11 protein-coding genes are annotated in these 12,784 nt (G+C 38.4%); 4 read left to right on the top strand and 7 right to left on the bottom strand.

What is annotated here, in order from left to right:
- Positions 1–3 precede the first annotated feature (3 nt).
- Entirely contained in the window at positions 4–909 is a 906-nt protein-coding gene (locus LPC09_RS23810; RefSeq protein WP_231308590.1) for a phage major capsid protein, read from the top strand.
- A 56-nt stretch (positions 910–965) separates the two neighbouring features.
- Here the strand turns inward: LPC09_RS23810 and LPC09_RS23815 are convergent, their stop codons facing one another.
- The 3 genes from LPC09_RS23815 to LPC09_RS23825 all read right to left on the bottom strand — a co-directional run bounded on the left by LPC09_RS23815 (position 966) and on the right by LPC09_RS23825 (position 3,267).
- On the bottom strand, positions 966–1,637 hold the full coding sequence (locus tag LPC09_RS23815) for a virulence protein (protein WP_231308591.1): 672 nt from the start codon (positions 1,635–1,637) through the stop codon (positions 966–968).
- A gap of 148 nt (positions 1,638–1,785) precedes the next feature.
- Positions 1,786–2,802 carry a hypothetical protein gene (locus LPC09_RS23820; protein WP_231308592.1) on the bottom strand — a complete coding sequence of 339 codons (1,017 nt, stop codon included), beginning with the start codon at positions 2,800–2,802 and terminating at the stop codon, positions 1,786–1,788.
- 153 nt (positions 2,803–2,955) lie between these two features.
- Positions 2,956–3,267: a hypothetical protein gene (locus LPC09_RS23825; protein WP_231308593.1), complete on the bottom strand. Its 312-nt coding sequence runs from the start codon at positions 3,265–3,267 to the stop codon at positions 2,956–2,958.
- Positions 3,268–3,924: 657 nt separating this feature from the next.
- On the opposite strand from LPC09_RS23825, the gene LPC09_RS23830 reads away from it, so the two are divergent.
- Genes LPC09_RS23830 through LPC09_RS23840 form a run of 3 tightly spaced genes read left to right on the top strand, consistent with a single transcriptional unit; the run spans position 3,925 to position 7,135 of the window.
- Entirely contained in the window at positions 3,925–5,388 is a 1,464-nt protein-coding gene (locus LPC09_RS23830) for an Msr family ABC-F type ribosomal protection protein (protein ID WP_231308594.1), read from the top strand.
- A gap of 24 nt (positions 5,389–5,412) precedes the next feature.
- The gene (locus LPC09_RS23835) at positions 5,413–6,309 is read left to right on the top strand and encodes a macrolide 2'-phosphotransferase (protein ID WP_231308595.1); all 897 of its coding nucleotides are present in this window, start codon (positions 5,413–5,415) and stop codon (positions 6,307–6,309) included.
- Positions 6,310–6,367: 58 nt separating this feature from the next.
- A complete protein-coding gene (locus LPC09_RS23840) occupies positions 6,368–7,135 on the top strand; it encodes an MATE family efflux transporter (RefSeq protein WP_231308596.1) in 768 nt (255 codons plus the stop codon).
- 143 nt (positions 7,136–7,278) lie between these two features.
- Here LPC09_RS23840 and LPC09_RS23845 read toward each other — a convergent pair whose 3' ends face one another.
- The 4 genes from LPC09_RS23845 to LPC09_RS23860 are packed head-to-tail and all read right to left on the bottom strand — an operon-like array spanning position 7,279 to position 12,525.
- Complete coding sequence (locus LPC09_RS23845; protein ID WP_231308597.1) at positions 7,279–8,292, bottom strand: transcriptional regulator; 1,014 nt, start codon at positions 8,290–8,292, stop codon at positions 7,279–7,281.
- Between the two features lie 43 nt (positions 8,293–8,335).
- Positions 8,336–9,466 carry a non-hydrolyzing UDP-N-acetylglucosamine 2-epimerase gene (gene wecB / locus LPC09_RS23850; RefSeq protein WP_231308598.1) on the bottom strand — a complete coding sequence of 377 codons (1,131 nt, stop codon included), beginning with the start codon at positions 9,464–9,466 and terminating at the stop codon, positions 8,336–8,338.
- A gap of 24 nt (positions 9,467–9,490) precedes the next feature.
- The gene (locus LPC09_RS23855; RefSeq protein WP_231308599.1) at positions 9,491–10,765 is read right to left on the bottom strand and encodes a glycosyltransferase family 2 protein; all 1,275 of its coding nucleotides are present in this window, start codon (positions 10,763–10,765) and stop codon (positions 9,491–9,493) included.
- On the bottom strand, positions 10,765–12,525 hold the full coding sequence (locus LPC09_RS23860; protein WP_231308600.1) for a DUF2334 domain-containing protein: 1,761 nt from the start codon (positions 12,523–12,525) through the stop codon (positions 10,765–10,767). Before LPC09_RS23860 ends, LPC09_RS23855 begins: the two co-directional genes overlap by 1 nt.
- Positions 12,526–12,784: the final 259 nt, after the last annotated feature.

The raw sequence follows: 12,784 nt of genomic DNA on the forward strand, positions 1-12,784 counted from the left end.
AAAATGACAAATCAAACTACTTATAACAAAGCATTCTGGAACACAATGAGAGGTCAAGAGGCCTATCCGACTGTAAGGGACATGGCTGATAGCACAGGTAGCTATCCTGCCCCAGATGAATTCATTGACAGCTACACGACAGCCCTTGAAAAGGAAAATCTGTTTAGAAGAATTGCAACTGTGGTTAAGACCACATCAACAGAAGGGAAGATTCATGCGGTTACTTTTACCGGAATAGCTGCATGGGTAGGTGAAAACATCGCTATCCCAGAAAGTGCCGACACGGTTACACAGTTCGCTTTAGAGTCTTATAAACTAGCAAGTTTGACAAGGCTAAAACAATCCTTTGTCAGCGACAACAAGTTCGATTTGGAGAACTATTTGAAGAACGAATTTGCCCGCAGGTTTGGTAGAGAGGAAGAAAACGCCTTTATTAACGGGGATGGCATGGATGCTCCTACTGGCATTTTGCACCCCACAGAAGGCGCACAAGTCGGCGTAACGGCGGCAGGTACCGATGCCATCACCTATGATGAAGTGATCAAGTTGTACTTCTCACTTGATAAACACTACCGTAAAAGTGCGGTATGGGTTATGAACGATGAAACCGCTCTTTACCTTCGAACGCTGAAAGATACAAACGGAAACTATCTGTGGAATCATGCAGATAACACCATTCTAGGAAAGCCGGTCGTCTATTCACCTTATATGCCGGGCATCGAGAGCGGCGAAAAAGCCATTGCCTTCGGTGATTTCAACTACTATTGGGTTATTGAGCGTCAGCCGCTTACGGTGAAGGTGTTAAATGAGAAATACATTTTGGAAGGCCAGATTGGCTTTGCGGCATTTGAGAGATTGGATGCCAAACTAATCATTCCAGATTCTATTAAACTACTTCAGCTGGGATAATAGAAATAAAGCGGGCAGGAGAAGACGTTAATGTCCACACTCCTACCCGCTTCTTTTTAGTTTTCATCCTTTTTAGGTCTTCCATGCTTAAAGGCAGCATTACCCGTTAAGTTTCGTAGCAGGAACTTTCTAAGCGCCTTGTATTCATCCCCGATAAACCCTAGCCTTAATAGGAAGCATCTGAAATCATACTTCTCATTCTCACTTTTCCTCGGCGTGGATGCCACTCGGTTTCTCTCGATGGCCATTTTGCATAAGGCGTCGGTGAACTGTGTGTAATGGGCCACTTCCTCGCTGTCCTCTGTTCTAGGAAACCATGGAAACTTTACTTTTACATCGTTTTCGATGATTCTCAAGTCCATGGTGCCGACGGCCTTGCTGATGAGTTCTCCTTTGGCATTTACGATCTTGTGCAGGTTCTCGATTGCCTTGTCTGTGAACATTTCTCTTGGCATGGCTACCTCAATGCCGTCAAAGGCACTTTCACCGTAATTTGTGGGCTGAAACCCTTGTCCCTCAAGTACCGCTACCATGCGGTCAACCTCTGCGGGGGTCATGCTGTCATTCAGAATTACCGCCCCTTCCCGGTCAACCACCAAGCCTCCGATTTCATAAGCACATGTCGGAACACCCTTATATTTAGGTATGGTGTTTAAGAACTCACTGATTGCCTGCACCAGTTCCTTTCTTCGCTGTCCTTTGACTTCATAAGTGATTTTGAATTCCATTCCTTATCATCCTTTCGTTTTTTGGTTACACCATATATCACTCTGAAGCCACAGAATAGCAAGTTATTTGTGTACGAAAAAAGAGACCATCAAAAGATGATCCCTTCTTGCACTAACGCCCCTTGCAGTCTATTTAACTAATTTCCCATCATTGGCTTATCTTTTTATTCTCTATTTCTTTGAAGTATTTCTGTATATCAATTTGTGTAGCATTTGTTAATTCGATATCTTCATTAAAATAATTTTTCCATAATCTTTTAATAGTAGTGATTTGTTTTTCAGTAGCCGGTTTTAAGTTATAAGCTTTTTGAGAGTAATCTGCGAGTTTTTTTGACAGAAGTAAGTAATTATCTGGAATACTTTCATCAATTGATAATTGTTCACATAATTTCAAGAAAAGACCAATCTGTTTTTCGCTTGGCTTCTTTCTCTGTAGTTTTTTCATTTCGCTCTCTATACTTTTTTTCAACTCGATAGGTGTGGGATCGTAATTGCTTTTAACCCATATTGTGTCTTCAGATTTGCTTACTTTTTTTATTACATCATGTAGCATTTTAAAGAAATCATCTGTCATTTCTTCAAATGTGATAAAGGGATAGTGATTTTCCTGCAAATACCGATAAAGATTTCCATTCAACCATCGGTTAAAACTTTGTTTGATTTTCTTTGAATTGCTTATTTGTTCCTTTTCTATTAGCTTTAAATGTTCAGCAATCTTGCTTGATATTGTAAAACGGTCTTCTTCTTCAGTTATATCAAGTTCCTTCCCGTAGACCTTTTTGTGTAACTGCTGAAGATACTTTATTTGCTCTTCCGAAGCCGCCCATTTTGTCTTTTCAGATTTTGGATTAAATTTATCGAAATGGGGTCTTTCCTTAATAATCTTTTTTCTCTCTTCTTCGCTAGTAGCAGTAATTAAATTATAAAGAAAATCTGTTTCATCTGTTCTCCCACCGAATTCATCTCGATAACCAGTGACAGCTGCAATTCTTAAAAAATTACTCCCCTGTTCAAGCACTTCTAGTCCAGCATTAGTTAAATATTCAGCAATCCCTTCAAAATCTTCCTCGCAAACAAAACAATTTTTATCAGTATGTATAACGTTTCTATGCCAATATGCTAATTTTGTTGCTGTTAAGTTAAACGTACCATTTGAATAAGTCATTTATTTTCCCCTTTATTCGTTGGTTCTTAGTATGAAAACTGGTTTAATTATTGTTTTACTACCTTCACTAATTCCTATTGTACTAACCAAACCTCGGTAGTTGAAGAAGAAATTTTAAAAGGCGAGCCCTTAGACCCGCCATATCAATGACTTTTATTCTTCTATGGCAGTGTAACGTGGATATTCATACCCTTCTGTGTTGACTAATATCCGCTCACCAGTTTCCACATTTCTAACTCTGATGCAGCGAAGTTCCCCGGCTACATTGCTCCCGCCATCGTTTTTTTCTATCCAAGGCTGCTCCTCTAGAAAATCACTGCAAAACTTCTGAAACTCTTGGTCACTTAATTCTACTTCCCGAATGACCGTATAGTCTGATCCAACCACCCCTCTTTTCCTCGCATCTTCCGTAGCTTCCCTCAATTCCTTGATATCAGTAAACTTTCGACCAAATAATAGCCACATAACCCGTAAACCCTTTACTATCAAGGTTTACAAGGCTATGTGGCTTTATTTTGGCGGTTTAGGGGTACCCCCCCTATCGAATTATGCGATTTTTCGCGTGTGACTGGGGCGCGGTCGTTATATTAAAAGGTGTAGGGATTTGACTCCCCCTAGGGGGGTTCTTCGCCATCAAAGTCACCACTCCCCCCATGGAATCGCATTCGTGTAAATAATAATAATTTTAATGCATAGTATCCTTGTACTACACAGTAAAAAGAGCTGTTTTCTCAGGTTTTATTGACAATAATCAAAAGTAAATGTATAGTATACGTTATATTAAGAAAAGGAGGTTTATTAAAAATGATGCCATCAGGAAGATTACGCCAGCAAACTTTGAACAATAGGTAACTTAATATGTTCAAAGGCTCTGTTTTCATAAAACAGAGTAAACGGGAGTAGTCTGCACATTTTTAATAATCTTCGACGGAGAAGTATACACTTTTGACGTGAAGAAAGGCAGATATTCATCTGTCTTTTTTTCGTATGTTTTTTTTCGCTCTTACGAAGGAAGACGTCAATTTTGCTATACCTCGTTTACTCTTTACCACAGACAGTAGCCTGTCTGTGGTTTTTTTATGATTACATCCCTTTAAATTCCATAAAAAAGGGAGTGTAATAATGCAAAAACTAGTTTTGGAATTGAAAGATATAGAAGTTTCATTTTTGGACCGAACCATTCTCACGATTCATAACCTGAAAGTCCATCAATTTGATCGAATTGGTGTCGTTGGGAAAAACGGCAGTGGAAAAAGCACATTATTACAGCTTTTACACCAAGATCTCCAACCTAATAAAGGACATGTAAACCGTTTGATTGATTTTGGGTATTTTAAACAAACCGAGTCCCCTAATTATCAAGCATCCGATTTTAAATTACTTGGCCAATTAAACGTACCAGATCGTCATGCCACACAAATGAGTGGTGGAGAACAAACTCGGTTGAAGCTAGCTCAGCTATTTTCTACTTATCATGAAGGGCTGCTTATTGACGAACCGACTACTCACCTTGATACAAAGGGCGTTGATTTTTTGATCGAGGAATTAATGTACTACTATGGAGCTCTCATTTTGGTTAGTCACGACCGTTTCCTACTTGATCAGCTCGTGACTAAGATCTGGGAAGTAAATGAGGGCGAAATCATTGAATATACAGGTAACTATTCTGATTATGAACGTCAAAAAGAACTTGAACGTATCCAACAACAAGAACGACATGAAAAATATGTAAAGGAAAAACAAAGGCTGTTATCTGCTGCAGATGAAAAAATGAAAAAAGCAAAGAAAATCACCCAAGCAAACCAGTCTATGTCAAAAAAAGAAGTAAATACACCTGCAAACCGCATGTTTATGACTAAACAAAAAGATACTAGTCAAAAGTCGGTTCAGCGAGCGGCAAAAGCATTAGAAAAACGAGTAGAACAATTAGATGAGGTAAAAGCGATAGAAACGGAAAAGACGATTCGCTTTCATCAACCCAAACTGCTTCAATTGCATAATAAGTTTCCGATCATGGCAGACCGACTAACCATTAAAATGAAGGATACACTACTGTTTGACCATGCAAGCTTTCAGTTCCCGTTGGGCAAAACCATTGCGATTACTGGCTCAAATGGGTCTGGAAAATCAACGTTATTAAACCATATCCTTCATGACGGAGAAGGCATTACACTCTCTCCTAAAGTCGTTTTTGGTGTGTATCAACAACTTGATTATCAATTTAGTAAGGATAAAACAGTTCTAGAATTTATGAAAGAAAACAGCCACTACGAACCAAGCAAAATCCTTGCTGTTTTGCATGCGATGAACTTTACAGGAAACGATCTAAAAAAAGAAACCTCTCAGTTAAGTGGCGGTGAGGCTATAAGATTAAAACTTTGCCAACTGTTTCTTGGCTCTTATAATGTACTCATATTAGACGAACCAACAAACTTTTTAGATATTCATAGCATGAAAGCACTCGAGACGTTTCTGCTCAATTATGAAGGAACCGTTTTATTGGTTAGCCATGACCGTGAGTTTGTCAAACGTTTGGCAGATCATAGATATGAAATACAAGAAAAAAGAATCAAACAAATTTATTAGAATGAACATTTGGAGGAAATAAACATGAATACACTTAAACTTAAACAATTAGCAACGAATAAAGGATTGGATATTGTAGAAAACAGCATCAAAATCAATGAGTCTGGTGTTGACTTTCAAGTAGCCTACGCCAAAGATCCACATGATGATAAATGGATCCTAAGAATTCCACGGAGACCAGAGTCCATGAGACATGCACGCCAAGAGAAAAAAGCATTAGATATCATTCACCACCATGCAAGCTTTCAAGTTCCAGATTGGTCTATCTTCTCTGAAGATTTAATTGCTTATAAGCAACTAAGTGGCATTCCTGCAGCGACGATTGACGTGGAGCAACAGAACTATGTATGGAGTTTTGATGAATCCAATGTCCCACCTGCGTATTATCAATCATTAGGAAAAGCCCTAGCAGATTTACACTCATTGCCTCACGTAGAATTCAAACATATTGGCGTTGAAATTCTTCCTGCCAGTGAGTTAAGAACTTCCATGAAACAGCGAATGGAACGGGTAAAGAAACAATACGAGATTAATCCAACTTTATGGGACCGCTGGCAAGCATGGCTTGCCGAAGACTCGCTTTGGCCCTCCCATGTAGGGGTAAAACACGGCGACTTACATCCAGGTCATATCCTCATTAATAAAAAACATCAAGTAACTGGCTTAATTGACTGGACAGAAGTTGGAGTTGCAGATGTATCTGTCGATTTCATGGCCCATCACCTCCTTTTTGGGAGTGATGGACTAACAAAGTTAATCGACGCTTATGACAACGCCGGTGGAAAAACATGGTCAAGAATGGATGAGCATATTGTAGAACTTCTAACAACAAGCGGCATCACTATAGCTGAATTTGCTGAAATCTCAGGCCTTCAAGAGATGCACGAAACAGCTGCTCATATGCTTGCTAGCGAAATGTAATGAAACGGACTGGTCGTTAGGCAAAGCTTGACGACCAGTCTGATAAGGAGAATAAAAATTGAAACGTAATAACCAAACTTTAAATTCGAGTGAGAAACTTAGGACAGAAAAGCCATCGAAGTTGTTATGGAATTTATCGATTCCCACGATGGTCGGCCTATTTGTTATGGCATTATTTAATGTCGTTGATATCTTCTTCATCTCATATGCAGAAGGTGTAGATGCGGTTGCAGGATTGACTGTAGCATTTCCAGTCATGATGATTGTCATGACATTATCAAGTGCTGTTGGTATCGGTACAGCTTCTATCATATCAAGACGGTTAGGAGAAAAAAGAGATGAAGATGCAAATATGGTTTTTGGAACATTCATTTTTCTAATCCTGATCATCAGTTTTATTAGCTTGATCTTAGGTATTTTCCTCTTAGAAGACATCCTCTTATTATTTGGAGCCACAGAAAATATAATGGATTACGCCTATGACTATATGCTTCCTATTCTATTAGGGTTTCTATTTATCGGATTCTCAATGGCAACAAATAGCCTTTTACGTTCAGAAGGAAATTCAACGTTTGCTATGAAAGCAACCATTATCCCTGCCATAATAAACTTGATTTTAGACCCCATTTTCATCTTTGATTTTGGATTAGGACTTGGCGTTTTAGGTGTAGGAATTGCAACTATTGTATATCAAGGGATTGTGAGTGTGTTTATTTTCCTCTATTACTACAAAGGCAAAAGCACACTATCATTCCAGTTTCGCAATGTACGGTTTAGGGTTTCTGTAGCGAAAGAAATTACGACAATTGGATTCCCTGCCTTATAAAAACTTGCATATTTTCAGCTTATTATTAAGTTGTGATATTGAACAATCGCGCCCAATTGTTGCATAATTCAAAAACTACTTTTGGTACGGTTCTCCCCGGTTAATCTGGATTTTCACTCTTCAGGCATTAAAACACTCATTGCTTATCCTTCTAAGATACCAGAATGATATAATTTTTGTTCTGCAAGCATTGGGACTATGTTATCAAAAATGTGTGTATCGCCCTGATAAACACAATAACCTCCTTTATATTGAGAATGAGTCAATCGAAATTCTTTCATCTTTCTATAAAAGATTTCCGCACATTCCTCTTCATCCATTTCCAGACAATAAAGTATCAGCCATCCGTAGATTGCTGGGGACTGGTAGTCAACAACAGGCTTTCTGCTCTGACGATCATACTTTCCATAGATGACTCCCTTCTCCTCTATTTCTTGCTTAATATAGTCAAGAAATGTGTGAGTTGTCATATTGCTCTGTGCCCGATATAAGGCCACCAATGATTGGTCAATTAAATTAACCTGTTCCTCGTAATTATATTGTTTCGTTTCGACATCATATGATTTCGGATAAAATGACCCATCTAAAGGAGCTGCATTCAATATGTTCATCGTATCTTGGTACATTCCGTGTTGTATGCACTTGGACTGTCTCATTATTTGCAAAGCAATGGGATCGATATACGATAATGTAATTGTAGTTGTTGCATATTGATAATGCCGATCATAATAATCGGTTAATACATTTTTAAACTGATTATATTTCGTAACGTATTTACTGATACGGCCGGCAACCCTTTTATATTTCGGCTCATTCCATATATCACTTGCCTGAACCAAGGTACGAATAATTCGCAGATCATCAACTAACGCATTGGTAGATTCCATACTCCTTCCCGCTTCGTTTAACTTCCAGTGAACAAAACCATCCCTCAATAAAAAGTATTGATTTAACTGCTGATAGGCATCTTCAAAAAGTTTTTGGCTTCCCTTTAGCAGTACATACTCCATCCACAACCCTAATGTTTCTGAAAGAGTCTCTCTTCCTTTCACCTCATCTTCATCCATCACATCTGAATCCTTTATATTGGTAGCAAACATCCCATTCTTATTCTTTAGCCACTTATAAATAAATGCTTCTGTGAAAGATGGCCCCAAATTACTTCTCACTTCCTCACCATGGACTTAACCCTGATTTGTTCTATAAACAGTCCTTATTCATTTTCTCAGGGAATATCTTACTTATTATCTCTATTATTTTGTTTGAGCTATTGCCTTCTCCAAATGGGTATCTTATCTCCTTCATTCTTTGATATTCGAAAGGATTGAGAATCAACTTGCTGCATTCATTATAAATGGCATCAGCCGAAGTACCGACTAATCGTAAAGTCCCTACTTCCACGCCTTCAGGACGTTCCGTTGTATTTCTTGCCACTAACACTGGTTTCCCTAATGATGGAGCCTCCTCCTGAATACCTCCAGAATCCGTGATAACTAAATATGAATGCTTAATTACATGAACAAAAGTTTCATAATCCAGCGGTTCAATCAAATGAACACGGTCCGTTTGTTGAAAGTGATCATACACCTTTTCACGTACTTTTGGATTTTTATGGATAGGAAAGACGACTTGTATGTTTGGATGATCCTTAATAAGACGATTAACAGCCAGGTAAATATTTTGCAGTTCATGTAGATTTTCCCTTCTGTGCGTTGTCAGAAGAATAGTCTGCAGGGAATTTGAAAAAATTGAGCGTAATTCCTGATTAAAATGATTGGTTCTGGATGCTACCTCGAGAAGTGCATCGATAACGGTATTTCCCACCACATAGATGGTATCATCCTCTATATTTTCCTTTAAGAGATGCGCTTTATTTCTTTCCGTAGGTGCGAAATGGTAACTAGCTAGGCGGCTTACCATTTGACGGTTCATCTCTTCAGGAAAAGGGGAATACTTATTATTTGTACGTAAACCTGCCTCTATATGACCAATGGGTACTTGTTTCAGGAAGGCAGTATAAGCACCAACGAATGTTGTCGTTGTATCCCCATGTACAAGGACTAAATCAGGCCTTTCCGTCTCTATAATAGCGGATAATTCCGATATCATTATACCTGTTAAGTCTTCGACGCTTCTTCCTGCCTGCATGACATCAAGATCATAATCAGGTGAGATTTTAAATAGTTTCAGAACTTGATCAAGCATTTCTCTGTGCTGTGCCGTGTTAACGAAAACGCATTGAATCTCTTTTTCTTCCTTAAGTGCTCTTATAAGGGGAGCCATTTTAATTCCTTCGGGTCTTGTTCCTATAATAGGCATAACTTTAAGCATCGGACCGCCTCCTTCTTCACACAATTATGCAGAATCATCCCTGCCTTCCGACTGTTTAAACCGCTGTGTCTTATCCCATTTAATTTCCTGCTTGAGCAACAGCCGTTTCAATTCGAGGAATGAGGCATGAACTACTAGAAAAATCCACATTTGAGAATACGTAAAGTACATCAATAACACAATAAGGAAGTTTTTCAATGTAAGCTGGTTCTGTTCCATACTTAAAGCCAAACAAATCTCTGTAACAAAAAGCAGAAAGCCGGTAATCCATAATGCATAGGATATCATTCCAATGGATAATTCTAGATCATGTACAAGGTTAACTACAAAAATAATGTGGGAAATGAAGACCCCCGTAAAGAATAGGAAGTACGTAAACAAAAAATAAAAGATATCAATCACTACTTTTTTATTCTTCAGTTTGTGAAGCTGAAATAAATATTTCAAGATAACATATTCATTTCCTCTTGCCCACCTCGTCCTTTGTCTCCACCATACACGGATATTCTCTGGCTCCTGTTCCCACGTAATTGCTTCAGGGAAAAAGCGAATGTAATATCCTAGATTGTAAACCCTGATACTTAATTCCGTATCCTCAGATAACGCCTTTTCATCCCAACCTCCAAGCTCCTCCAATATCGACCGCCGAATCGCAAAGTTGGTTCCAGGGATGGTGGTCATTTTGAACCAAAACCAGCGCCCAGCCTGAGCAAGCCATTGAAACGTCAATGTTTCTATATTAATTAAACGGGTCAGTATATTTTTATTTGCATTCACGACACGGAACTTGCCAACGATAGCACCTGCTTTTTCATCTGCCATTAATCCCAAAGCCAGGTTACGTAATGCTTCAGGTTCTGGAGTATTATCAGCATCATATACAGCAATAATTTCCCCTGTCGAATTCTTGAACCCTTGATTTAATGCTCCTGATTTTCCTTTACCCGCATGTGGGGGTTTCGTATGGACAGCTCGGATAAAAGAGTATTCCTTTGCGTACCTGTCAATGATGGTACCGGTTTGGTCACTGGAATTATCGTTGATCAAAAGCAATTCAAGTTTTTCTTTTGGATAATCAAGTCGGATCATGGATTTAATCGTCTCTTCAATGACGATTTCTTCATTATGCGCAGGAATGAGAATACTGACCTTTGGATAATTTGCCGGTGAAAGATGAAGCTTCTCTTTAAATTCTCGGTATCTTAATAAGTGGAAGTATCCCCCTAACATCAGGAAAGCATGATAAAACAGCATGAGCCATATCCAGAAAAGGGAAATATATATTAATAAATCTGCCATCATACTCCCCCTTCTGTTTGTTTATTTCTTCTCTTTAAGCGGATAGTGAACACTATAAACATACAAACTGCAACGGATCCTACAAAAACAATCCCAAAAGATATATAACCAACAAATCGACCTAAATAATAAAGAGGAGCATCTAGAGAAGAAAAGATGACTTTTAAGTAATTAACTTCTGTAATGATTTCACCATTCTCCGTCTGAATAGAGACATTTTCTCCTTTAACCCATATATCCCTCTCTCTTAGATCGATCCATGAAACGTTAGGCAATTCTTCAAGTTCTGCTATTAGTTCTTGAAATCTCTCGACTCCCAAGTAGGGATGATAGAAAGCAGCAAACATCCCGTCACGTATGAGTCCCATTCTGTCCGTATTTTCCATCATCTTATGAACAGACTCCGGATCATCTGGTCGAACGTATCCCATGGTCTCGGGCAGCAATTCCATTCCATGTAAAAAAGACGGGGATGTAATGTATGGAGATGTGTCTATGATTCTCCAATCCTTGTCACTGAGCTGGACTTGCCCTACATAGGTGGAAAAATACTCCGATAAAATCTGATAACCATGTTGGGACATCGTATAGTGAGGTGCTTCAAAAGCTAAGGGATACAACCCATATTTAACCAACTCATCAATACCTTTATTTATTTTTGTTTCGGTATATTCTCTTTCATATGCTTTTAACTCGCTGATATATTTTTTATATTCCTTCTTGGATGAAAAGTCTTGTTCATCTTTCAACGTAAGTTTCTGATCTTCCGGTGCATAGATAGGCCTGTTATTCTCTGCATCACAAAATTCAAAACCTTCCCCTGTTTCTGAGGTTCTGAACTGATGTGTATAACCGTGAAGGACGATGCTTCCTCCATCCTTCTGTATCTGTTTCAATACTTTCAAAAGTTGCGGAGAATCGGCAAAGGTCATTCGCCTTCCTGTACTTTGATTAGTATAAATCGGTATCACCGCAACCATATAGGGTATATTTTTTTCTTTCAAAATTTCTGCAATTTCTCTAAGCGGTTTCGGATCGACTAAGGGATGAACATCTTCCAACCGAATATAACCAGAGTATTTCTCCTCGTGATCCACTTCGAAAACAACATGAAGCATTTCAGCAAACAGGATTGCTTGTGTCGAATCGAATGAATCGAATGCATAATAATAATTTCTTTCTGCTTTTACCATCACAGGATAATCGACACCTTCATCCTTCATGCGCCCGTTAATTAAAATTTCTGATTCGTCATCTGTATCAAAATGGACTACATTCGATAAGCTAATATCCAAACTGCCATTAGAGCTTGTTAAAGAAATTTGATCGATGAGAACCTCATGTTTTGGCATCAAAAAATCAAATTGATCTCCGAGCATATCTGAGTTGTAACCAATTGCAACAAAGGCCCCATCATAATCATCCAATATCGTTAGAAACTTAGGTGGTAGCTTGGTAGAAAATTGACCATAGTAAAATAGGTGGGTCACCGATATTAAGTCATTTTGTTCTACTTCATCGCTGCTTATGAAACGTATATCTGATGCAAAGTGACCGATTAACATATCTAAATAACGGTGCTGCTCATTTATTTCCCCATCCTTGGTTGTATAAATAACTAATACCTTTGGCTCATCCTCACCTTTTGCAACTGCTGTTGAAATTAATGGTTGTAGGGTAAAGAGAGTTACGCAAATAAGGAAGAATAATTTTTTCCACCATTTTGAAATTCGTGTTTGTTTACCCATGCTGCTTTTCAATAACCTCCCCCATAAGCTGAACAAAGCAATGGTTTTTTGCTAATAATTAAGCCCTGCTTCAACCACATAATCGTCTTATTCATCTACTCATTACCTATGTAAAGATTATTCAAATTTCCTCCGTACATTAAGCGAAGCTATGATGGTTACCTCCTTTCTAGATAAACTGGTAATCTAGATAAAAAGTAGCGTTTAAGACAAATTGCAATTCGTTATATGTTGAGCGGGAAGAAAATCACTACTAAAAGAATCTTATGAG

This window comes from Metabacillus sp. B2-18 (assembly GCF_021117275.1).
Classification (GTDB): Bacteria; Bacillota; Bacilli; order Bacillales; family Bacillaceae; genus Metabacillus.

Coding starts and splice junctions, on each gene's coding strand:
- LPC09_RS23810 (WP_231308590.1), top strand. CDS start 4: ATGACAAATCAAACTACTTATAACAAAGCATTCTGGAACACAATGAGA.
- LPC09_RS23815 (WP_231308591.1), bottom strand. CDS start 1,637: ATGGAATTCAAAATCACTTATGAAGTCAAAGGACAGCGAAGAAAGGAA.
- LPC09_RS23820 (WP_231308592.1), bottom strand. CDS start 2,802: ATGACTTATTCAAATGGTACGTTTAACTTAACAGCAACAAAATTAGCA.
- LPC09_RS23825 (WP_231308593.1), bottom strand. CDS start 3,267: ATGTGGCTATTATTTGGTCGAAAGTTTACTGATATCAAGGAATTGAGG.
- LPC09_RS23830 (WP_231308594.1), top strand. CDS start 3,925: ATGCAAAAACTAGTTTTGGAATTGAAAGATATAGAAGTTTCATTTTTG.
- LPC09_RS23835 (WP_231308595.1), top strand. CDS start 5,413: ATGAATACACTTAAACTTAAACAATTAGCAACGAATAAAGGATTGGAT.
- wecB (WP_231308598.1), bottom strand. CDS start 9,466: ATGCTTAAAGTTATGCCTATTATAGGAACAAGACCCGAAGGAATTAAA.
- LPC09_RS23855 (WP_231308599.1), bottom strand. CDS start 10,765: ATGGCAGATTTATTAATATATATTTCCCTTTTCTGGATATGGCTCATG.